20 protein-coding genes are annotated in these 21467 nt (G+C 58.8%); 16 read left to right on the top strand and 4 right to left on the bottom strand.

The window, feature by feature from the left end; translation table 11 throughout:
• Genes BN1012_RS15005 through BN1012_RS14995 form a run of 3 tightly spaced genes read left to right on the top strand, consistent with a single transcriptional unit; the run spans nt 1 to nt 2375 of the window.
• The gene (locus BN1012_RS15005; protein ID WP_043950215.1) at nt 1-1176 is read left to right on the top strand and encodes a CaiB/BaiF CoA transferase family protein; all 1176 of its coding nucleotides are present in this window, start codon (nt 1-3) and stop codon (nt 1174-1176) included.
• On the top strand, nt 1173-1982 hold the full coding sequence (locus tag BN1012_RS15000) for an enoyl-CoA hydratase/isomerase family protein (RefSeq protein ID WP_043950214.1): 810 nt from the start codon (nt 1173-1175) through the stop codon (nt 1980-1982). The genes BN1012_RS15005 and BN1012_RS15000 overlap by 4 nt, the downstream gene beginning before the upstream one ends.
• A 15-nt stretch (nt 1983-1997) precedes the next feature.
• Nucleotides 1998-2375 carry a carboxymuconolactone decarboxylase family protein gene (locus BN1012_RS14995; protein WP_052535441.1) on the top strand — a complete coding sequence of 126 codons (378 nt, stop codon included), beginning with the start codon at nt 1998-2000 and terminating at the stop codon, nt 2373-2375.
• 168 nt (nt 2376-2543) lie between these two features.
• On the opposite strand, the gene BN1012_RS14990 is transcribed toward BN1012_RS14995, so the two are convergent.
• Together BN1012_RS14990 and BN1012_RS14985 are read right to left on the bottom strand one after the other, a co-directional pair.
• Nucleotides 2544-3623: an SO2930 family diheme c-type cytochrome gene (locus BN1012_RS14990; protein WP_197538313.1), complete on the bottom strand. Its 1080-nt coding sequence runs from the start codon at nt 3621-3623 to the stop codon at nt 2544-2546.
• Nucleotides 3620-4984 carry a parallel beta-helix domain-containing protein gene (locus BN1012_RS14985; RefSeq protein WP_052535439.1) on the bottom strand — a complete coding sequence of 455 codons (1365 nt, stop codon included), beginning with the start codon at nt 4982-4984 and terminating at the stop codon, nt 3620-3622. Before BN1012_RS14985 ends, BN1012_RS14990 begins: the two co-directional genes overlap by 4 nt.
• 724 nt (nt 4985-5708) lie before the next feature.
• Between BN1012_RS14985 and BN1012_RS14980 the strand changes: the two genes are divergently transcribed.
• The 9 genes from BN1012_RS14980 to BN1012_RS14940 all read left to right on the top strand — a co-directional run bounded on the left by BN1012_RS14980 (nt 5709) and on the right by BN1012_RS14940 (nt 16336).
• Nucleotides 5709-8336, top strand: a complete 2628-nt coding sequence (locus BN1012_RS14980; protein WP_171815989.1) for a DUF1302 domain-containing protein — start codon at nt 5709-5711, stop codon at nt 8334-8336.
• Between the two features lie 160 nt (nt 8337-8496).
• The gene (locus BN1012_RS14975; protein WP_043950211.1) at nt 8497-9861 is read left to right on the top strand and encodes a DUF1329 domain-containing protein; all 1365 of its coding nucleotides are present in this window, start codon (nt 8497-8499) and stop codon (nt 9859-9861) included.
• Nucleotides 9862-10197: 336 nt separating this feature from the next.
• Nucleotides 10198-11253, top strand: coding sequence for a WD40/YVTN/BNR-like repeat-containing protein (locus tag BN1012_RS14970; protein ID WP_043950210.1), 1056 nt, complete (start codon nt 10198-10200; stop codon nt 11251-11253).
• 147 nt (nt 11254-11400) lie between these two features.
• Nucleotides 11401-12204, top strand: a complete 804-nt coding sequence (locus BN1012_RS14965) for an enoyl-CoA hydratase/isomerase family protein (RefSeq protein WP_043950209.1) — start codon at nt 11401-11403, stop codon at nt 12202-12204.
• Between the two features lie 47 nt (nt 12205-12251).
• Nucleotides 12252-13445, top strand: coding sequence for an acyl-CoA dehydrogenase family protein (locus tag BN1012_RS14960; RefSeq protein ID WP_244442913.1), 1194 nt, complete (start codon nt 12252-12254; stop codon nt 13443-13445).
• An 88-nt stretch (nt 13446-13533) separates the two neighbouring features.
• Nucleotides 13534-14178 carry a TetR/AcrR family transcriptional regulator gene (locus BN1012_RS14955; RefSeq protein WP_043950208.1) on the top strand — a complete coding sequence of 215 codons (645 nt, stop codon included), beginning with the start codon at nt 13534-13536 and terminating at the stop codon, nt 14176-14178.
• 102 nt (nt 14179-14280) lie between these two features.
• Nucleotides 14281-15081, top strand: coding sequence for an enoyl-CoA hydratase/isomerase family protein (locus BN1012_RS14950; RefSeq protein WP_122381412.1), 801 nt, complete (start codon nt 14281-14283; stop codon nt 15079-15081).
• A gap of 47 nt (nt 15082-15128) precedes the next feature.
• Nucleotides 15129-15896 carry an SDR family oxidoreductase gene (locus BN1012_RS14945; RefSeq protein ID WP_043950207.1) on the top strand — a complete coding sequence of 256 codons (768 nt, stop codon included), beginning with the start codon at nt 15129-15131 and terminating at the stop codon, nt 15894-15896.
• A gap of 107 nt (nt 15897-16003) precedes the next feature.
• Nucleotides 16004-16336, top strand: a complete 333-nt coding sequence (locus tag BN1012_RS14940; protein WP_043950206.1) for a hypothetical protein — start codon at nt 16004-16006, stop codon at nt 16334-16336.
• Between the two features lie 14 nt (nt 16337-16350).
• Here BN1012_RS14940 and BN1012_RS14935 read toward each other — a convergent pair whose 3' ends face one another.
• Nucleotides 16351-17895: a flavin-containing monooxygenase gene (locus BN1012_RS14935; protein WP_052535438.1), complete on the bottom strand. Its 1545-nt coding sequence runs from the start codon at nt 17893-17895 to the stop codon at nt 16351-16353.
• A gap of 151 nt (nt 17896-18046) precedes the next feature.
• Here BN1012_RS14935 and BN1012_RS14930 point away from each other — a divergent pair, with 151 nt between their 5' ends.
• A complete protein-coding gene (locus BN1012_RS14930; RefSeq protein WP_043950205.1) occupies nt 18047-18658 on the top strand; it encodes a TetR/AcrR family transcriptional regulator in 612 nt (203 codons plus the stop codon).
• Nucleotides 18659-18773: 115 nt separating this feature from the next.
• A complete protein-coding gene (locus BN1012_RS17430; RefSeq protein ID WP_043950204.1) occupies nt 18774-18932 on the top strand; it encodes a YqaE/Pmp3 family membrane protein in 159 nt (52 codons plus the stop codon).
• On the opposite strand, the gene BN1012_RS14920 is transcribed toward BN1012_RS17430, so the two are convergent.
• Nucleotides 18929-19516, bottom strand: coding sequence for a methylated-DNA--[protein]-cysteine S-methyltransferase (locus BN1012_RS14920; protein WP_244442912.1), 588 nt, complete (start codon nt 19514-19516; stop codon nt 18929-18931). The genes BN1012_RS17430 and BN1012_RS14920 overlap by 4 nt on opposite strands.
• A 125-nt stretch (nt 19517-19641) precedes the next feature.
• Between BN1012_RS14920 and BN1012_RS14915 the strand changes: the two genes are divergently transcribed.
• Together BN1012_RS14915 and BN1012_RS14910 are read left to right on the top strand one after the other, a co-directional pair.
• Nucleotides 19642-20838: an acyl-CoA dehydrogenase family protein gene (locus BN1012_RS14915; RefSeq protein WP_043950203.1), complete on the top strand. Its 1197-nt coding sequence runs from the start codon at nt 19642-19644 to the stop codon at nt 20836-20838.
• A gap of 142 nt (nt 20839-20980) precedes the next feature.
• Nucleotides 20981-21463, top strand: coding sequence for a helix-turn-helix domain-containing protein (locus BN1012_RS14910; protein WP_043951185.1), 483 nt, complete (start codon nt 20981-20983; stop codon nt 21461-21463).
• Nucleotides 21464-21467: the final 4 nt, after the last annotated feature.

Raw genomic sequence — 21467 nt, 5'->3', positions numbered from 1 at the left:
ATGGCTTCCTCACAAGGTGCGCTCAATGGCCTGAAGGTGTTGGACTGCACCCACGTGATTGCAGGTGCCTATTGTTCGATGCTGCTGGCGGACCTTGGTGCGGATGTCATCAAGATCGAACCGCTTGGCGGTGAAGTGACGCGTGGGCGGGCGGAAATCCCGTTCAAGCCCTATGACTTCGTTAATCGGAACAAGCGCGCAATCGCTGTGGACATGGCCACACCTGAGGGCGCAGAGATCATCCAAAAGCTGGCCAAGACCTCTGACATATTTGTGGAGAACTATCGTCCGGGTGCCCTGGACCGGATGGGCCTTGGGTATGAGCAGCTCAAAGCGGTCAATCCAGAACTGATTTATGCATCGATCTCCGGCTTTGGGCAGACGGGCCCCTATCGCAATCGCGGTGGGCTTGACCTTGTTGCCCAGGCGATGAGCGGCATCATGAGTTTCACCGGCGAAATCGGGACGGAGCGTCCCGTCGCGGCCGGCGTGCCCCTGTCCGATCTCAACTCAGGTGTTTTTACAGCGCTTGGGATCGTTTCAGCGGTCAATCACCGAACCAATACGGGCGAGGGGCAGTATCTGGAAACCTCCCTGTTTGAGTCCGCCATGGCCTACACGATGTGGGAAACCGGCATGGCACTCACCATGGGAGTTGTTGCTGAACCCGCGGGAACGCGGCACCGGCTTGCCGCGCCTTATGAGGCCCTCAAGGCTGCAGACGGCTTTCTGGTCGTTGGGGTCAACAGTCAAAAACTCTGGAGTCGTTTCTGCGATGTGATCGGGGCACCGGAACTCAAAGACGACCCGGCATTTGCCGAGAACCATCTGCGTGTGGAAAACCGCGATGCGTTGCAGGCGAAGCTGGAAGCCATTCTGGCGGTGCACCCGGTGGCGCATTGGGTGGAATTGATTACAGCGCAGGGAGTGCCCTGCGGACCGATCAACACGATCACGCAGGCGCTTGAAGATCCGCAGGCAAATGATCGCGGCTTCCTGCAGGAAGTAGATGGCCGGACGTTTCCGCGTGCGCCAATCACCATGTCGCAGACACCGGTGTCGCTGAAACGAGGGCCGGCTGCCATCGGTGAGCACACAAGCGATGTGCTTCGCGATGCAGGCTTCTCGGCTGCTGACATTGAAAGTCTTTCTTCCAAAAGGGTAATCGGCCTATGAGCGACGTACCTGCAGGCACCACCCCCAAAAGCGCTGCTGATACAGGCGACACTCTGCATGTGGAGCACCGTGACAACGGCGTTGTGCTGATTGAGATCGACCGTCCTCCGGCCAATGCGCTTGATCTGGCAACCCGCACCCGGCTCGAAGCGGTGTTGGATGGTATCGAGACGGACCTGTCCGTGCGCGCTGTGGTTCTGAGCGGGCGTGGCAAGAGTTTCTGTGCCGGAGACGATTTGCGGGAAGCAATGACGCGTGGCGAGGACGCCCTTGCCAGCCTCAGTCAGTTTGGCCGGTTGCTCGACAAGATTGAAGCTCTGAGGGTGCCGGTCATTGCCGGGGTGAACGGTGCCTGTGTCGGCGGTGGGCTTGAGCTTGCCTTGTGTTGTGACGTGCGTGTCGCCAGCGAAAAAGCATTCTTTATCGGTGCCGGTGTGAATGTGGGGCTGATGGCTTCCGTTTATCGTCTGCCGCGGCTGATAGGTATCGCCCAGGCGAAAGCCATGTTGTTGACGGGGCTTAGAACACAGGCCCAGACAGCTTTGACCTATGGCCTGGTAACAGCGGTTCATCCCCACGAGAGTCTGCTGGATGAAGCCCTGGCTATTGCCGACCGCATTGCCTCGCGGGCACCGCTTTCCGTTGAAGCAACCAAGCGCATGGTCGGGCAGGCTTTTGATCTTGATCCCCAAGAGGCGGCGACGGCGATTGGTCGGGAGGTTGCGCCCCTAGCCAAGAGCGATGACCACAAGGCCGGTGTTCTGGCCTTCGTCAGTCGCGAGGAACCGGTTTTCAACAGGCGCTGAAGAAGGGATGAGCGGATGGCTTATGACGCAGACGAGAAGACTCTAACGGCAGGCATGCAGGTGGTCGAAAAGCTCGGCCTGCTGGCCAAGGCCAATCCGGCGCTCAGCGATGATCTGCGAATGCATACGGTGACCGCGCTCTTTGGCACGATCTGGACGCGCGAGGGTCTGGAACTCCAGGAACGCAGCCTCATTACGCTCGCATCCTTGATCTCTCTCAACAGGGAGCACGAGCTGCGCCTGCATTTTCGTGGCGCGCGCAACCTGGGGATCTCGAAAGCCAAAATCGAAGAAGTCATTCTTCATCTTGCGCACTACAGCGGCTGGCCCACAGCTGTGACGGCCAATACCGTCTTGACTGAAGTCTGGGATGAGATGGACGGCGAAAGCTGATCGTCGTTTCGCTCCCTAGGCAGCAATCTTCAGTATCTTAAAGATGTCGTCCGGACCCGTAACGGGTCGTAGGTTTGAGAGCACGACGAAATTCTGCATCGCCATCTCCGCGATTTTCTGCCAGTCGCTTTCCTTGATGCCGACAGCTGCAAGGGTGTGGGGCTGGCGCTAATTGTCCATGCCCGCGATCCACTCGCGGATCAGGGCAACGCCTTCGCGGTGGATCGTGGAGCGGCCCAGCTCCGGCATCATGATGCCCGGATCGGTCGAGTCCATGCGGTAGACGATGATGGACGAATCCGGGTCACCGGGGTTGATGGAAAAATCATGTCCGCCTGATCCGCGGCCGGCTGCCACCGGCCGTTTGAAGATGCCGTATTGGGCAGGTGTGGTGGCGCGGGTGTCCAGATAAAGGCCGGATGTATGAGCCGGGCCGTCGGGCGCGTGGCAGTGGGCGCAGTTGATGTCCAGATAGCCGCGGGCGCGATCAGCAATCGGCAGTGTGGCATCGTCCCACCTTGCGATGCGTGGTGCATCGTCAGGATCGTCCGGCGTGCCTGTCAGGATGCCTGCCTCGGTCCACTTCAAGAGCTGGTTGGTTATACCATCCGTATACGAATAGTCCTTGTTGAGGTGCTTGGCTTCTGGTCCGATGGGGACTGTCACGCGGTCGCGGCCTGTACCTTTGACGTGGCAGGACCGGCACTGGTTCATGTTCGGCACCGCATAGCGGATGGTGCGGCTGGTGCCGTCTGCGGTTATCCATGAGACGTCGAGCTTGGCTCCAAGGGGAGACAGCACAGCGTCGGTCATGTCGGCATTCCAGACATAGGGGTAGGTGCGCCAGCCCTTGGGCGTGTGCGCCAGAATACGCGTTTCGATCAGACGGAGGTCTTCACCGGGTGCACGGGCGTCCTGCGGGTAGGCGAATGTCTTGATAAGGGCAGAGCCGACGGGCAATGCGAAGACGTCATCAGGATTGTACTGCGCGGTCTCACCGTCAGGCACATAGACGAAGCGCAGTTTCTCAGCGTAGTCCGTGAACAGCGGTGTGATGAGATCGTAGGGCAGCACGCGATCTGCTGGTGTCTGTGCGCTGAGGTCGTCAAAGAAGCCGTACTCAGACAGAGCCTTGGGCGCGGCGCTGCCGGTTATGGCGGCGTCGTTGACGGCAGCCTGCGCTGATGATGCAGCAGCCCATGCCATACCCAGGGCCACGAGCCATTTACTTGCACGCCGGATGGTCACTGCTGGGATGCCTCACTGGAGGCAGCCGCCGCATCGGGCATCGGAACATTTGCGCCCGTCAGACGCGCTACACCGCCTGCATGGTTTGGCAACTCGCGGCTTGGAGAATGGAACCAGTTCCAGGCGAAGTAGCCGATCACATCGGCATCGATGAATGTGGCCTGCCCGGTTTCAGGATCGCTGCCCGTGTTGTCGCCGATATAGACGCCCCGGTTTTCAGGGATGCCGGTGAAGTAATGCCACAAGGGAATGTTGCCGTCCCACACGATGTCGGGAACAGGCGTGCCGGAGATGGAGGCAATCAGGTCTCCGATGTCATTGTCGGGTGCTGTGCCATTGTTGGTGAAAGTATTGTCCCACACGGCAATGCCTTCCGGGTACGGATAATAGTTTTCGTCTTCGTATTCATTGGGATAGGCGACAATCATCACGCCGGCGGTCACGTTGTTGGCAATCTCATTGTCGAAGACTTCCACCTTTGAATTGGCCATCACCATCACGCCGGTGCCCATGGGCACGCCGCCAACGATGTTGCCGGCTGGGGCAAAGTTGGGGGTGTCATTATTGATGATCTTGTTGTTGAAGACGCGGACGGAGTGTCCGCCCTGCTGCGGCAGGTTCGGCAGATCAAACACCAGAACACCGCCGGTGTTGTGCTGGGCCACATTGTCATAGACGTCGGCAACGTAGCTGTTCTCAATCTCGATGCCGGCCACGTTGTATTCGGCCAATGAATTGCGCACGACGATGTTGTCTGACTGGCCCACGTAAATGCCGGCGTCAGAAGCGCCGCGGGCAATGGCGCCATCAATCAGCACATTCTTGGAGGCGACCGGATAAAGGCCATAGGCCCCGTTGAGCGGGTCGGGACCATTGGTCCATTCGGTGCGCACGCGGATGAAGGAGATGCCATCGGCACCAATGACCTTGATGGCGTCACCCTTGGCGTCTTCCACGGCAAAATCCATCAGGACAACGCCGGAGGATTCCACCAAAAGACCCTCGGCACCACTTTCCTGGGTGCGGAAGGACAGGATGGTCTGATCCATGCCTGCGCCCTTGATGGTGACATCGTCCACGTTGAGGGAAAGCCCTTCGGTCAATTCGTACCGGCCTGGGCCCAGTTCGATGACGGCGCCGGGCTCGGCCATCATCAAGGCCTGCTGAATGGCTGTGTAGGCATCCGGAGCTGCGGTCATTTCGGATGCGGCACTATCTGGGGCGCTGTCTTCCGCGGTGGCTGGGGTCTGGGCTGCATCAGCTGGCTGCGCGATGGCTGGCACGGCGGCAGTGACAGTCAGCGCCGCAAACAGGCTGAGAGTGAGCTGGAGGGGGGTGGGCTGCTGTCGCGTTGCGGTCATCAGGCGATCCTTTGTGCATGCCGGCCTGGCACGCCGAGATTGATTTTTGGCCGTGGGGCCGGTTTGGGGGCCGGTTTGGGGGCCGGTGTGTCTGTCCAAACCGTAACTCGACATCCCGCTCCCCTGACAGGAAGATTGGCAGGAAGATGAGATTTGGCCTTGAGGCAGATCAGGCGCGCCCAAGAGAGCTTGCGGCTTAAAAGTGGCCCGGCAGGCCTGAACACGAAGTAAACCCGGGATTGCGGGTCACTTCGAGGGTGAAATAGCTGCCGCCGGGCGGTGCCCGGAGGCGGAGCGGGCAGCTGAGATCAGCGCCGGAAAAATCTGCACTGAGTGCGTTTTGCTGAGGGTGGCTGTTGCTGATTTGCATGCCTCTCTGGCGTTAAAAGGGGCAGTTTTGATTCGTCCCAAGGGCGTGACCGCCAACCCGCTAAGCGACTGAAGCTATGGATATATTGCACTGCAGCATGGGGTGAATGATTATCGTATCGTTAACAAAACTGCTCAAAACGTGACCAAAAAGCCATACCCGCACCCAATGATGTTATCGCGGCGTCACATTCCATCACAATCGGGTTGACTCACAAGGGGTCATCCAGTGGTCTAGGCGCGAGGGATGCTGACTGGCCGGGGGGACAGGGATCGTGCTCTATATTTTAGGGCCCCTACTCCTCCTAGCTTCGTCATTACGTCTAATAAGCGAGGATCGAGGAGGATCGCTCAAATGACTACTCGCAATTTGCGATCCGCACTCCTAGGCAGTGCCGTGGGTGTGGGTCTGCTGGTCTCAGGGGGACAAGCACATGCTTTGTCTACTGAGTTCGGCGAACTGAAAATCTTCTTTGACACGACGGTTTCCGTCGGTGTTCAGATGAAGACCAAAGATGCTCGCAGTCAGTTTCTGACTGAGTTCAACGGTGGTAACCGCGACCCACGTGAAAACAGCACAAGTGGCACGATCCCGGGCACAACCGGCGTTACAACGCTGGTGCCGACTGGTACTGCCAACCTGTTTGGTTTCCCGGCTTCGGTTGCTCCGGCGACGTCAACGAACAACACCGCGCTTGGTGGCACGGCTGTTCCGTTCAACTTTGACGATTCACCCAACACGGATGACCGGTTCCTGAACTTCGGTGCTGGCGACCTGACGTCTGCCAACATCAAAGCCAACCACGATCTCCAGATGACATGGCGCAACTTCACGTTGTTTGCCCGTGCCACGGAATTCTATGATGCGGTGCTGAACAGCTCCGGTTCATACAATCGGTTCGGTATCGACGACAACAACCGGGAAGAAGTGGGCCGCGACGTTCGCCTGCTCGACCTTTACCTGTCAGCTGACTTTGATCTCGGCAGCCTGCCGATCAACTTCCGCGCTGGTAAGCAGGTTATCTCCTGGGGTGAAGGTACCTTCATCTTCAACGGCATCAACTCGGTCAACCCGGTTGACGTCAGCGCATTCCGTCGTCCAGGCGTGGAAATCAAGGAAGGCCTGATTCCGGTCTGGGCCTTGTACGGTTCTGTTGGACTGCCATTCGACCTGTCTTTGGAAGCGTTCTACCAGCTCGACTGGGAACCATTCCAGCTTGATCCAGCCGGTACGCCGTTTGCTGGTTCAGACGTGGCGAATGCCAACTCCAGCGTTGGTGGTAACCAGGGTGTCGGTTTCTACTCCGGTTCCCTGCGCTCCGGTCCAAACCTGCGTAACTGTGACAACACGACCAACGCAACCCGCAACCTTGCGGCTGCTCTTGGTCAGGCTGCCCGTTACTCAGCACTTGTTGGTACGGGCTGCTCGACAGCTTCGTCACAGCACTATCTGACAGACCTGCCGACAGACGGCTCCGCTCAGACAATTCTTCTGAACGGTTATGCTGACGGCAATGGCGGCATCGTCGACGATGTGTCCAACGTTCATGCTCTTGAAGGCACGACCCGTGGTCGTGACATCAATGCCAAGGACGAAGGTCAGTTCGGTGTTGCTCTTCGTTGGTACTCTGAAGCTCTGAACTCAACCGAGTTTGGCTTCTACTACATGAAGTACCACTCCCGTCTGCCAATCGCCCAGGTGAAGCCAGACGGCATCGCCCAGGTTGAAACAAGCATTCAGGCTCCAGGCACAACAGGCACAGCTATTGCCTCTGGTGCTCAGGCATGTGGCGCCCTTCTCGGTGCTGGTCCGCGTGACTTTGCGGATACATCACTCCAGAACGGCGGCTTCCTCGAAGGTGTGAATGTTGCTGACCCGAACGCGACGACTGCGGCAATGGCTTCTACAGCTGCTGCTGTTTACGGTGCGCTTGGTAACGCAACAGCTGTTGCTGATCTCGCCACCATTACGGCTGGTCAGTCCACGGTGAACATGCGTCAGGTTGCCCTCGTCAAGTGCGGTATCTTCATCGGTACGTCCACGACGATTGTAATCCCGGGTCTGGGTGCTATCCCATACTCTCCGGATGGCGTTGAAAACGTCGCTGTTACGCAGAACCTGTCCACCACACTGATCTACCCAGAAGACATTGAGCTTTGGGGTATCAGCTTCAACACCACAGTCGGCGACTGGGGCGTACAGGGTGAATTCTCTTACCGTCCAAACCAGCCACTGCAGGTTGACACCACGCAGCAGACAATTTCTGCCGCCGGTGCACAGTGTGTGGGTATCATCACCTTCGGTGACGTTCTGCGGACGGCCATTTCGCCGCTTTCCACAGAGCCGGGTACACAGCCTGCTGCAACCGACACAACCGGTTGTATTCCAGGCAACTTCGGTCGCACACCAACTGCCTTCGTTCGTGAGGAAGTGTTTACCTTCCAGATCGGTACGACGGCTACGTACACAAACTCCAACCCGCTCATCAACTTCCTGGGTGCCGACATCGGTATCCTGGTGACGGAATTTGGCGTCGTGCACGTTCCTGGTGTTCCGGATGAGTCACCTGCTACGCAGGCTGCTGGTACGGTGGTTGAATTCAACCGTCTGTCTGCAGTGTGCCGCTCAGGTACTGATCTGCCGCTTGGTGGCATCCTCAACCTCGACAGCCGTCAGGGTTGCCGTCCGACTGAAACGTCATACGGTGGTATCCTCCTGACACGTCTCGACTACAACAATGCCTTCGGCACGCCTTGGACGCTCTCACCACAGCTCGTGTACCGTCACGATCTGGAGGGTTTCACTCCGGCACCGCTTGGCAACTTTGTTGAAGACCGTCGTTCAATCGGCCTCAGCGTTACTGCAAATCTGCAGAACACATGGCGCGTTGGCCTGAGCTACACGGACTTCATGGGTTCCGAGACCTACCAGAACAACCTTGACGACGACTTTGTGTCGCTCACAGCGAGCTACTCGTTCTAAGGTTAGACTGAATACGACTTTGACACCGGACCGTCTCAATCCTGAGGCGGTCCGGGCGTCACACCAAAAACTCGTGGGGAACACGATTGGTCAGATGGCGTAGGTGATGCTGCGAACCGGACGACCGCCAAACGAACTCTTCAGTGGAGGAAGATTCTCAATGAAAACCAGTGGCATTCTTGCGGCTACTATTGCAGGTGGTGTAGCGCTCGGCGCGTCAGCCGCTCTCGCAGCAGTCCCGCAGGCCCAGGCAGATCGTCTGGGTAATGATCTCAACCCGATGGGTGGCGAGAAGGCCGGCAATGGCGGGGCGATCCCGGCATGGACCGGTGGTCTGCCGACACCCCCTCCGGGTGTTACGTACAATGCAGGTGACCGTCTGCAGAACCCGTTCTCGGGTGACGCGGTTCAGTACACTGTTACGCCGGCCAATATGGGCCAGTATGACGGCGTGCTGACAGAGGGCTACAAAAAGCTGCTCTCTACGTATGACACCTACAAAATGAACGTCTATCAGACACGTCGCTCATGCGCGTTCCCTGAATACGTTTACGAAGCCAACAAGAAGAACGCTGTCGTTTCTGAACTTGTTGGTGGCGGCAATGGTGTCGGCAAAGGCATCATGGGTTCACCGTTCCCGATTATCAATTCCGGTCTGGAAGCGATCTGGAACCACACCCTTCGCTATCGTGCGTTCAAGGTGACACGTCAGTTTACGGCTGCTCCTGTTACGGCAACCGGCGACTACACGCTGCAGACAGTGCAGGATGAAGCCATCCTTCAGTGGTCTGACCCGTCCAAGGGCTCAGCCGAGGAACTCGACAACATCTCGATCTACTACATCGCCAACACCACTGCTCCGGCACGTGCGGCTGGTAGTGTGATCCTGGTGCACGAGACCCTCAACCGTGCTCTCGATGCTCGTAAGGCATGGCAGTATTCACCAGGTACACGTCGCGTGCGTCGTGCTCCGAATATTGCATATGACAACCCGGGCACGAACTCAGACGGCCTGTCCACTTCAGACTCGTTCGACGGCTACAATGGCGCGCCGGACCGTTTTGACTGGACTGTCAAAGGCAAGAGCGAAAAACTCATCGCCTACAATGCGTATGATGCGGAATCCGCACCGTACGACCAGTACATTCAGGCCCGTCACCTGAACCAGGACAATATCCGCTACGAACTCCACCGCGTGTGGACGATCGAAGCGAATCTGCGTGCTGAAAACCGTCACATCTACAGCCGTCGTGTGAAGCACCTCAATGAGGACTCATGGCAGCTGTCGCAGGCGGAACTCTATGACGGCCGTGGTGAGCTGTGGCGCGTGCAGGAACTGCACACGATCCAGCGTTACAACGTACCGCTCTGTGGTTCAGGTACTGAAGTGGTGTACGACACCGGTAACGGTCGTTACCTGTCACTCGCCATGCAGAACGAAGAGCCAGGCGTGAACTACTTCGCCGATGAGCTCAACCCTGACCGGTATACGCCTTCGGCTATCCGTCAGCTCGGTGTGCGCTAAGTCGCTGTACGCCTAAGTACGATCCAACGGCGGGCCGGTCCTCATACCCGAGGTCCGGCCCGTTTGTTACTGTCCATCCAAACCCAACCAGGACCGGCGCATTGACACCCGGTCTCATCGCCCTGCCGACGCCTGACTGTGGCTGTTAGCCATAGTTTCAGCATCGTGATTTGAGGTCGATTTGACGCTAGGTGAAACCGTGTCAGGGTGTAGGATAGACAGAGAATTTGACACACAATCGAGTGTCAGACCGGCGGCAACCTTTTTATCTGTATGCCGGACCTGCACGTATAGGCCTCTTGTGTGAGAGGCGAATGAGTGGATTGAGTTAGACCCATGAGCACACTACGCACAGCACTTAAAGGCGGCGTTGCCGCGCTGGTTCTTGCCGGCGTTGCATCCGTGCCTGCCCAGGCCGTGCCAACGGTTGATCCGGCAGAAGCTGCGGTAATTCGCGAGCTGGAAACCAAAGGCTACGCCACACCGTCCGACCTTGCTGCCAAAACACTTCTTGTTGCGGCCGCTGATCTTGGCGAACGCATCGTTGCCGTTGGCCAGTTCGGACACATTGTAATTTCCGATGATGAAGGCGCGACCTGGCGGCAGGCCGCGTCGGTTCCCACCCAGGCACTGCTGACAGCTGTCTATTTCGCAGATGACAAAGTCGGCTATGCCGTCGGCCATGATGCCGTCATCATCAAGACGGAAGACGGTGGCGAAAACTGGGACCTGAAATATGACGACCCAGAGGCTGAAATGCCTCTGTTCTCTGTTCGGTTCGCAGACGCCGACAACGGCGTTGCCGTCGGCGCGTTTTCCACCGCCCTTTCAACCACAGATGGTGGCGAGACATGGAACCTCCAGTCGGTCATTCCAGATCCTCCGCCGCCGCTGGAAGGTCTTGAGTATGAACCACATCTCAATGCGCTCTTTGAAGGCCCCGACGGGACCATGTTCATTGCGGCTGAGACCGGCTTTGTGTTCCGGTCCCTCGATAATGGTGCGAATTGGGAACCCATCAAGACACCCTATTTCGGGTCGTTCTGGGGTGGCATGACGCTCAACGATGGCAACATTCTGATTTACGGCATGCGTGGCAATGTGTGGCGCTCCGACGACCAGGGCACAACATGGACGCAGGTTGAAACCGGCTCGAAGAAATCCTTCGGTGGCGGCATCCAGCTGGATGATGGAACCATCGTTCTTGCCGGCCTGAATGGCGGCGTTGCCTACAGCACAGATGGCGGCAAGTCATTTGACGTTGTCGACCGTCCAGACCGTAAGGGCTACTCGGCTGTTGTAGATGGCCCCGACGGCAGTGTTCTCATCTTTGGTGAGCCTGGTGTTGTAAAGCATCCTGACACGGCTGAGGCCTTCCGCAGCGGAACCTAAGACTGCCGACAGCAGATCGCGACATAGCCGCCGTCCCGCCCTGACAGACCTGAATTGAGGTTTACGTCATGGGCAGGGCGGCGGTACTTTTTTGTCTGAACGTCTTTCGCACTACGTCCGCACGGGACGTGCAAGCTGGGGTGACCAATGACTGACCGTTTCGACCGGTACACACGCATCAAGGCATCGCGCGATGCCGGGATCCTGACGCTCATGCTGTCCAATCCGAAGCTGCGCAATGCAGTGGACGAGCAGATGCATCATGAACTGGCGGACATATTCGTCGATGCTCAGGAAGATGATCAGACCCACGTCATTCTGCTCACCGGCGATCCGGACGGTGATGCATTTTGCGCCGGGGGCGACATTGCCTGGATGAAGGCAGGGCTTGAAGGCAAAGCAGCCAGTCCCAGTGCGTCTGAAGGGCGCCGCATCGTCACGACGCTTCTCGATGTGGAAAAGCCGATTGTCGCTGCCATCAACGGCCCGGCGGTTGGTCTTGGGGCAACCATTGCCTTGTTTTGTGACGTCATTTTCATGGGCGAGGGGGCGCAGGTTGCAGATCCCCATGTGCGCGTCGGCCTCGTCGCCGGGGACGGTGGTGCCGTCATCTGGCCACAGCTTGTGGGCTATGCGCGTGCCAAGGAGTATCTGATGACCGGTGATCCTGTGCGCGCTGCGGAAGCTGAGCGCATCGGGCTGGTCAACTACGTGGTCAGCGATGATGAGCTGCACGCTGAAGCGCTTGCCTTTGCGACCAAGCTGGCCGCAGGTGCGCCACAGGCCATCCAGCACACCAAGGCAGCGGTCAACATGGAGCTCAAGCGGCTCGCGGCTACAGTGTTTGACGCGTCGCTTGCCTATGAGATGATCTCGTTCACGCGGGACGACCATCGCGAGGCCGTGTCGGCGTTTCTTGAAAAGAGGCGGCCGACCTTTACCGGCACATAGGCCTACGAGCCAACGTAGGATGCCCAGGATCGAAGAGGGAAATCATCATGCCCAGTGACACAGCGCAGATGGTAGACCACCCCACGGGCGGGGACGGTCTCATCGCTGCCGCCCATGCGTTTGCCGGTGAACTGCGCGAGCGTGCTGCGGAGATCGAGTCCGGGCGTCAATTGCCGCAGGACATTGCGGACCGATTTGCGGCAGCGGGCTTCTACCGCATGGCTGTTCCCAAGGCGCTGGGTGGGCTTGAAGCGACACCGCAGCAGATCGCCGGTGTGATCGATGCACTGGCCCAGGCGGATGGGTCCGCGGCATGGTGTGTGATGATCGGATCCACGACCGGCCTGACAGCGGCCTATCTGGATCCGGCGGCGGCCACGCGCATTTATGGCGATGATCCCAATACCATTACGGCAGGTGTCTTTGCGCCCATGGGCACGGCGGACATGTCCACAGACAGTGCAACGGTCAAAGGGCGTTGGGCATGGGGCTCTGGCTCGCACAACGCGCAATGGGTCTTTGGCGGCGCACGTTTGATGTCAGACGGGGCACCGGTCATGGACGATGCCGGGCGGCCGCGGACGCAAATGTTCGCCATGCCGGTTCAGGATTTGAAGCTGCATGACAACTGGGACCCGTCCGGACTTGCCGGCAGCGGCAGCAGCGACTTTGAAGCCAATGACGTGGTGGTGCCTCTTGGGCACGGGGCGGACATTACCAGGCCCCCAGGTCTCACAAATCCACTCTATGCCTTTCCGGTGTTCGGGCTGCTTGCGGTGGGCATTGCCTCCGTCGCGACAGGACTGGCCCGCCAGGCGATCGACGAGATCATTGAAATTGGTGGCGGCAAGGTCCCTCAGGGAAGCCGCAAGACACTTGCCCATCGGCCACAGGCGCAGTCCGAGCTTGCGCAGGGTGAAGCGGAGCTGCGGGCGGCGCATGCCTTTTTGGAGAACGCAGTCGGGGCGGCATGGGATGCCGCCGCTGCGGACGGGTCCATCGGCGTGGACCATCGCCGCGACCTGCGTCTTGCTGCGACCCACGCCACGACAGCATCTGCCAGGGTGGTGGACCGGATGTATCTGCTGGGCGGTGGTAGCTCCGTCCACCGGACGTCTCCGCTGCAACGGGCCTTCCGGGATGTGCATGTGGCCACACAGCACATGATGACGGCGCCTGCGACCTGGGAACTGACCGGAAGGCTTCTGTTTGGACTGGAGACGGATACCGCCACGCTTTGAGCGGCTGATTTCCATCCACGCCGGTTGGTCCTACGCCAGAGCCCCCAACTCATTTGACGGAGAATGAATGTTCATTCAATTTGATTGAATGGCCAACTCTCCGAATGTATCAGTCGGTAGCCCTCACGCCGCCGAGCAAGCCGTTCGTCCCGCACTCGATGTGCCTCTGGAGGCGCGCAACAAGCAGGAGCGCATTCTGACGGCCGCGCTGGAGCTGTTTGCCCTGCGCGGGTATCAGGCGACGGCCGTGCCGGAAATCGCCAAGGCTGCCGGTGTGGCGACCGGCACAATCTATCGGTATTTCGACACCAAGGACGTATTGCTGAACGTGCTGTATCAGCGGTGGAGAGGCGAGCTGAACGCGAGTGTGTTTGCTCCCCTACCCCAGGGTTCTTCTGCCCGAGAGGTGTTTGGCGTCATATGGCGTCGGCTCACTGGCTGGCTTGCAGGGTATCCGGTGCAAGCCACATTTCTGGATCAGCACTATCACAAGCCCCTGCTTGATGAGAAAAGCCAGGAAGCGGATCGCGTCTTCGTGCAGGGCGTGGCGCGTTTTGTCGAAGGCGCTGTGGCATCCGGTGAGATCAGGAACATGCCGCCTGCCCTTGCGGTTGCTCTCGTCTGGGGCGGGGCGCTTGGCATGTTGAAGATGGCAGGTGACGGCCATCTCACCATTGAAGAATCTGCCATCGCTCACGCGGAAACAAGTCTGTGGGACGCCCTGCGTGCCTAGGCCTGCCCGTCATCTCATGCCCACCTTTCCCGCCCGCGGTCTATCGGCTAGCGTGTCGCCAAAATTGTCACCAATGGCAGTAACAGGGTGGGCGGACAGAACGTGGCTATCGAAAAACGAGATTTCGCAACCATCGAGCGCGATGGTCCGGTGGCCATCGTACGCTACGACCGTGGCGATGGACTGAACGCCTTGTCGCGGGCCGCCATGCGTGAACTGACGCAGATTGCACGCGACTTTCGCGATGACATCGATACCCATGTGATCGTGCTGACAGGCACCGCAAAGATTTTCAGTGCCGGTGCCGATCTCAAGGATCCCGAAATGGCCGGCGGCCAAGAGGGGCTGCTGGCGCGCCGTCACGGTCTCAAGGTCGGTCCCGACATGTGCGATGCATGGGAAGACCTGGAACAGCTGACCATCTGCGCCATTGAAGGTCATTGCATTGGCGGCGGTGTGGCCCTTGTCGGGTCCTGCGACATTCGTATTGCCGGTCAGTCCGCAGGTTTCAGACTTCCGGAGATTCCGCTCGGCATGAACATGAGCTGGCATTCCAATCCGCGGCTGGTCAATTTGATGGGCCCGGCGCGCGCGAAGCTGTTTGTCATTTTGGGTGAAGTGCTCAAGGCGCCTGATGCGCTGGACTGGCGACTGGTTGAAGATGTGGTTGCGGATGGTGGTGCATTGGATGCGGCGTTTGATCTCGCCCGTCGCGCAGCGGCCGTGCCGCCGGTCCCACTGCGCATGTCAAAGCAGTCCATCGAGATGGCAGCCAAGGCGCTCAACCCGGTCTCGACCTATATGGACCGGGATCAGTTTGCGCTGGCTGCAACCGGCAAGGATCAGCGCGAGGCGATCACGGCGTTTCTTGAAAAGCGCACACCGAAATTCACGGGCGAATAGCGCCTGACGACCAATCACATACAACATCAAAAACAGGAGGGTCTGACATGGCCGGACGTGTAGACGGAAAAATGGCGATGGTAACGGGCGGTGCTTCGGGGCTTGGAACCGCGACGTGCAAGCTGCTTGTTGCCGAAGGTGCCAAGGTTGTTGTTGCCGACATCAATCTCAAAGGCGCACAGGACGTCGCGGATGCCATCAACAAGGATGCGCCAGGCAGTGCCAAGGCCATTGAGCTTGATGTGACATCGGAAAGTGGCTGGCAGACCGCGCTCGATGAGGCCGTGGCCTTCATGGGCGGGCTCAACATCCTGGTGAACAATGCAGGCATTGGCGGCTCGGCCCCGGTTGAAGACGAGACCTTCGAGAACTGGAAAAAGATCCAGTCCGTTGATCTCGATAGCGTGTTCCTGGGCTGCAAATATGCGCTTGGTCACATGAAGGCACATCAGCCCGGGTCCATCGTCAATATCTCCTCCATTGCCGGCCTGATCGCGGGGCACAACATGGGCGCCTACAATGCGGCCAAGGCGGGTGTGTGGCTGTTCTCGAAATCCGTCGCGCTGCATTGCGCCAAGCGGGGCTATGACATTCGTTCCAACTCGGTGCACCCGACATTCATCCGCACACCTATTCTGGAAAGCCTGCTGGCGCGGGCTGAAGATGCTGAGACCAAGCTTGCCAAGCAGGTGCCGCTTGGACGCATTGGCGAACCCGATGATGTGGCGTATGCGGTTTTGTATCTTGCCAGTGACGAAAGCCGCTTTGTGACAGGCTCCGAGCTCAAGATCGATGGCGGCATCTCCGCCATGTAGCTGTGTCTCGCGTGTCGTGTTCGAGATTGGTACACGCTTAACGGTTCATTAGGTTTCCCGCGCGCTTTGACGTGCGCGGGGAATTCTTGGCCGCTAGAGTCGACGTGATGATCGGATCATTGACCAGTGCAGCAGAAGGCTTGCGGTCAGCCCGCGTTGGTGTGGGTAGGGCGGCCAGCGATGTGGTGCGCTCGGCGCAATCCGCGAGCAATGCCTATCAACAAACAGCATCAGCAGCGAACCGGACATCAGCTCCCTCTTCGGGCGGTGCGGCACCGCGCTATACGCCGCCGCTGGCACCTTCAACACAGGCCCAGTCACCTGACCTTGCTGTCGCGACGGTCAATCTGACGCGTGCGGAGTTTGCCTATAAGGCAACGGCCCAAGCCTTTAAGGCTCAGGCCGAAGTTGTCGAGACACTTCTGGATACGATCGTCTAGTCGCAATTGGGATGCTAGGCAGAGCCTGTGACCGCATCCCCTTCCTTCACATCAGCAATCAGACGGAACTCGGAGAAATCCGGGTTGTGCATGTCTTCGAGATATTGCTGCGGCGGGAAGGGATAGAGGTTCGGCGTGCCGGACTTGTCAAAGTACCAGCTGTCACAGCCGCCGGATGCCCACACTGTCTGCGGAGCGCGTTCGGCCATGCTCTTGTTGTAGGCGTCGAAGGACGCCTGCTTGGGTGCAATGGCTTCAAGACCCTCGTCGCGCATCTTGTTCAGCATGCTGATGACATAATCGACCTGACGTTCTGAAATTGTAATCAGGGACAAATTGCCGACGGGGCCGGTCGGGCCTTCCAGCATCCAGAAATTCGGGAAGCCCGGCATGCCGACGGCGCGGTGGGCGCGCGGCGAGCCATCCCAGCTTTCGCCAAGGTCCTGACCGTTCTCGCCGGTTACTTTGGTGGGCAGGATAAAGGCCGATGCATCAAAGCCTGTGGCAAGAATGAGCACATCCAACTCATGCAGCTTGCCGTCTTCGGTTTCAATGCCCTTGGGCGTAATGCGCGTGATGCCTTCTGTAATCAGGTTGGCATTGTCGCGGCTGATGGCGGGGTAAAACTCGGAGCAGAAAATCAGGCGCTTACATGCAGCCTGGTAGCTGGGTGTCAGCTTGGCGCGCAGCACGGGATCTGCGATGGCTTCTTCGAGATGCTCCGTGCACGCCTTTTGTACTTCGGCCAGCTTTTCCTGATCGCCGGTGGTGGCGGCACCAAAATTCTTGACCATGGTCTTGTAGTAAAAGTTGAAGCTGGCTTTTTGCAGCGCCGGGAACTTGCGCATCAGCCATTTCCAGCCGGAGGCATATTCCTTTTGCGGTAGCGGGATCATCCATTGCGGTGTGCGCTGGAAGACATTCATGGTGCCGACCTTGTGGGTGATGGCGCCGATGATCTGAGCGGCTGTGGAGCCGGTACCAATGATGCCGACCTTGCGGCCTTCAAGTTTCACCGAGTGGTCCCAGCGGGCGGTGTGGAACATATCGCCTTCAAAGCTGTCCAGACCGTCGATGTTTGGCAGGGTCGGTTTGTGCAGAACGCCTGTCGCGGAAATCACCACGTCATAGTGCTCAACGTCGCCATTGCCGTCGGTCAGTTTCCACTGGGGGCCCTCATAGGTGAGGTCGGTGACGGGCGTGTTGAACCTGACGATTTTCGTGACGCCGAACTTCTCAGCGGTCTCTTCCATATAGGCCTGGATTTCGGGGCCGTAGGAAAACCGGTGAGACCAGTCGGGGTTGAGGTTGAACGTGAAGGAGTACCAGCGGGAGGGCACATCGCAGGAGAGGCCCGGATACTGGTTCTCACGCCAGGTGCCGCCGACCTTGTCAGACTTTTCGTAAACGGTGAGGTCGGTGTAGCCGGCTTCGCGGAGCTTCACGACGGCAGCAATGCCAGACATGCCCGCACCCACAATGGCGATGCGCGGTTGTGTGCCGGCCTTGGCCCAGCCGCTTGATCCACCAGATGCAAACTCATTGGTGTGCATGTTCATGACGACCCTCTCCCGATCCCGCCTTTTCGGCGCCCTAGGTTCTGCTTGTTGACGCTAACATGGTATCTTATTGACGGGTTGTCAATAAGGAATTGCACACGTAGACTCAGGCGCGGTAAGAGAAGTCATCACACGCATTAGAAAGTCCGTCATGTCTGAAAGAGCCCAGCGCATCCGCCGTACCCCGGAAATGGCGCGCGAAGAGATTATTGACGCGACGCAGGCTGCGCTGGCGGAAATGGATTTCAACGCCCTGACGGTGGATGCGGTGATGCAGCGCACGGGCATGACGCGCTCGTCGTTCTATCACTACTTCAAAAGCGTGGATGAGCTGGCACTGGGGTTTCTGGGCCGCCTTGAAGGGGCTATCCGCGAAACCGTGGATGACTGGCTCAACGGCCAGGGGTCAGACGACTATCTGGCGGATACGCATACCCACCTCACAACCATGTTTGCAGCCATGGAAAACCATCGCACCGGCATGATGGCGCTTGCGCGCGCCTCCAACAGCAGCGAACAGGTGCATGATGAATGGCGCTCGCGGGTGATCGACTATTTCATTGATCTCACAGCCCGCTTCATCCGGCAGCAGATCATGCTTGGGCGATCCAAGGTCGAAAACCCCGACCTGACCGCCCGCAGCCTTATTCTGATGAACAATGCATTGGCAAATGACAACCTGACGCGCGAGGAGCCTGACGACCCGGCAGCAATCGGCAAGGTCTCCGCTGAGATATGGAACGCGGCGATTTACGGATCGTAGTTGCGGCTGCGACGGAACTTCCAAGGGAGCTGCGGGTTATTGAGGCTCATCCCGCCTGCCGGTTGACTCCGACACATACCTGGCGGCCTGACATAAGCCGACTGGAGATTTTCCCGTGGACCTTATTCGCATCATCCTGTCGATCCTGCTGCCACCTCTCGGTGTGTTTCTTCAGGTGGGTATCGGCGCGCAGTTCTGGATCAACATTCTGCTGACACTGCTTGGGTACATCCCGGGCATCGTTCACGCCATCTGGATCATCGCGCGGCGCTAGAGCAATGCGCCCTGCGCTGGCAGGGCGCCTTCCAGACTCAACAAGAACTTCTTGGCATCCATGCCACCACCAAACCCTGTCAGGGCACCGGTTGAGCCAATGACACGGTGGCAGGGCAGCACGATGGGCAATGGGTTGGCGCCATTGGCGGCGCCGACGGCACGGCTGGCTTTTGGCCGACCGGCCTTCTTTGCCATTTCCCCATAAGATGCGGTCTGGCCGTAGGGGATGGTGGCAAGGTTGCGCCAGATCTCGTTCTGGAAGTCAGTGCCATCCAGGGTCAAGGGCAGGTTGAATTGGGTCAGGTCGCCTGCGAAGTAGGCGGCCAGCTGTTCCGCGACGTCCCTAAACCCATCATCATCCCGCTGCCAGTGCTCTGCGTGGCGGATCGTTTTGCTGCCGGTAGGGAAGCTGATGAGGTGCAGACTATCTGCGTCACCGGCCACCAGCAGGTCACCGATGGGGCTTGGAATGTAAGTGTAGCGCAGCTCGCGTTTGAGAATGTGCATGGGGGTCTCGGGTAGTTGGTGGCGATGTCCAAGACTAGCGCACAGACCGGCAATGCGCTGGCCGAAATCGGACATGATCATCCACCTGTCCATGCGGGAGATGGTGGCGTGATTTATGAGATGCATGCGGTAAAGTAGACCCGAACAGATATTGAGGGCCGCGCGAGCAAGCGGGGCCCTGCTATTCGGGAGACGACCCCATGGATATGAGCTTCAGCGCGGACCTTGAGCCGTTTCGGCAGGAAGTGCGCAGCTTCTTCGCCAATGACTACCCCCAGGACATTCTGGAAAAGGTGCGTGGCGGTCACTCGCTGACAACACCGGAAGTGCGCAAGGCCGAAATGGCATTGGGCGCCAAAGGCTGGCTGGCATCAGCGTGGCCGCAGGAGTTCGGCGGGCCGGGCTGGTCCATCGAAGAACAGTACATCTTTGATGAAGAACTTGAGCGCGCCGGGGCCCCAACCGTGACGCCCATGGGCGTGATCTATGTGGGGCCGGTGATTTTCAATTTCGGCAGTGATGCCCAGAAGGAAAAATGGCTGGGCCCGACACGCTCGGGCGAAATGGGTTGGGCGCAGGGCTACAGTGAGCCGGGCTCGGGGTCTGACCTGGCATCCCTGCAGTTTTCTGCGGTGCGTGATGGCGACGAGTTTGTGCTCAACGGCACGAAGATCTGGACGTCGGCTGCTCAGCATGCGGACTGGATTTTTCTGCTGGCGCGCACCTCCAAGGGTGAACGCAAGCAGCAGGGCATCAGCTTTGTGTGCTGTGAAATGACCCGCAAAGGCGTGACGCTAGTGCCGATCATCGGCATCGACGGCAAGCATTATCTCAATCAGGTTGTGTTTGAAGATGTGCGCGTGCCGGTGGATTACATGATCGGCGAAGAAGGCAAGGGCTGGGAATACTCGACCTACCTTCTCGGCAATGAACGCACGTCTTACGCGCGCATCGGCGCCAAGCGGAAGATGCTGTCCGATCTCAAGGAGATCGCCAAGGCGGCGCCCATGGGCGGCAATGAGGCGCTTTATGATGACGAAGTGTTCAAGCTGAAGATTGCCGACACGGAGATGCGCGTGGACGGGTTGGAAACAACCGTGCTGCGCATTCTGTCGTCCGTTGCCGAGGGCGGGTCGCCGGGCAATGAAGCGTCGACAGTGAAAATTCTGGCGACGGAAACCCATCAGCGGATCACCGAGCTGATGGTGGAAGCCTGTGGCCGTGCAGCGCAGATCGGCAGCCCCGATTGTGCGTCGCCGGACTGGTCGCAGGATGCGCTGACGAGCTATGCGCCGCCGTCTGTGTCCGCCTATTTCGCTGGCCGCGCGCAATCGATCTATGGCGGCACCAATGAGATCCAGAAAAACATCATCGCCAAGCGGGTGCTGGGTCTCTAACGCAGAAACTCCTATTTTCTGCGGGTTTTGAGGTGTGTGACGCGTCGCTGTCAGGTTGGTGACGGGGTGGTGACGTGGTGATGGTCTGTGAGACTTCACAGATTGGCAGCACCGCAACGGGCGCACGATGGAGAGGGTTCAGGTGCTTATTCGCAAGCTACGGATCGACAAGGGGTGGTCGCAGGAGACGCTGGCGGAAGTCAGTGGATTGAGCGTGCGCACCATTCAGCGGCTCGAGCGAGGCGACAAGGCGAGCCTGGAAACTCTTACGGCGCTGGCTGCGGTCTTCGAGGTGGATGTATCCACCCTGTCAACGGAGGCACCGGAGGCTCCCATGTACACCCCTAACGAATTGTCGAAAGAAGAGCGCCGGGCGATCCGCTATGTGCGCGACCTCAAGGCATTTTACAGCCATGCAGCGACCTATGCTGTCGTGATTTTCGGGCTGTTTATCATCAACCTGTTCACGGGCATCACGACGCCGTGGTTCATCTGGCCGATGCTCGGCTGGGGGGTAGGCGTCGCTGCGCACGGCCTGTCGGTCTTTGAAGTGATGTCGCTGTTCAGCCCGGACTGGGAAAAGCGCGAAATCGAAAAACGCCTGGAACGCACCCGCCGGGACTAGCGGG

The organism is Candidatus Phaeomarinobacter ectocarpi (assembly GCF_000689395.1).
GTDB lineage: Bacteria > Pseudomonadota > Alphaproteobacteria > CGMCC-115125 > CGMCC-115125 > Pyruvatibacter > Pyruvatibacter ectocarpi.
The sequence above is the reverse complement of the archived record's forward strand: the minus strand, read 5'-3'. Positions and strand labels throughout refer to the sequence as shown.

Coding starts and splice junctions, on each gene's coding strand:
- BN1012_RS14975 (WP_043950211.1), top strand. CDS start 8,497: ATGAAAACCAGTGGCATTCTTGCGGCTACTATTGCAGGTGGTGTAGCG.
- BN1012_RS14970 (WP_043950210.1), top strand. CDS start 10,198: ATGAGCACACTACGCACAGCACTTAAAGGCGGCGTTGCCGCGCTGGTT.
- BN1012_RS14930 (WP_043950205.1), top strand. CDS start 18,047: ATGTCTGAAAGAGCCCAGCGCATCCGCCGTACCCCGGAAATGGCGCGC.
- BN1012_RS14935 (WP_052535438.1), bottom strand. CDS start 17,895: ATGAACATGCACACCAATGAGTTTGCATCTGGTGGATCAAGCGGCTGG.
- BN1012_RS14985 (WP_052535439.1), bottom strand. CDS start 4,984: ATGACCGCAACGCGACAGCAGCCCACCCCCCTCCAGCTCACTCTCAGC.
- BN1012_RS14945 (WP_043950207.1), top strand. CDS start 15,129: ATGGCCGGACGTGTAGACGGAAAAATGGCGATGGTAACGGGCGGTGCT.
- BN1012_RS14960 (WP_244442913.1), top strand. CDS start 12,252: ATGCCCAGTGACACAGCGCAGATGGTAGACCACCCCACGGGCGGGGAC.
- BN1012_RS14955 (WP_043950208.1), top strand. CDS start 13,534: ATGGCCAACTCTCCGAATGTATCAGTCGGTAGCCCTCACGCCGCCGAG.
- BN1012_RS14965 (WP_043950209.1), top strand. CDS start 11,401: ATGACTGACCGTTTCGACCGGTACACACGCATCAAGGCATCGCGCGAT.
- BN1012_RS14940 (WP_043950206.1), top strand. CDS start 16,004: ATGATCGGATCATTGACCAGTGCAGCAGAAGGCTTGCGGTCAGCCCGC.
- BN1012_RS14980 (WP_171815989.1), top strand. CDS start 5,709: ATGACTACTCGCAATTTGCGATCCGCACTCCTAGGCAGTGCCGTGGGT.
- BN1012_RS15005 (WP_043950215.1), top strand. CDS start 1: ATGGCTTCCTCACAAGGTGCGCTCAATGGCCTGAAGGTGTTGGACTGC.
- BN1012_RS15000 (WP_043950214.1), top strand. CDS start 1,173: ATGAGCGACGTACCTGCAGGCACCACCCCCAAAAGCGCTGCTGATACA.
- BN1012_RS14920 (WP_244442912.1), bottom strand. CDS start 19,516: ATGTCCGATTTCGGCCAGCGCATTGCCGGTCTGTGCGCTAGTCTTGGA.
- BN1012_RS14995 (WP_052535441.1), top strand. CDS start 1,998: ATGGCTTATGACGCAGACGAGAAGACTCTAACGGCAGGCATGCAGGTG.
- BN1012_RS14915 (WP_043950203.1), top strand. CDS start 19,642: ATGGATATGAGCTTCAGCGCGGACCTTGAGCCGTTTCGGCAGGAAGTG.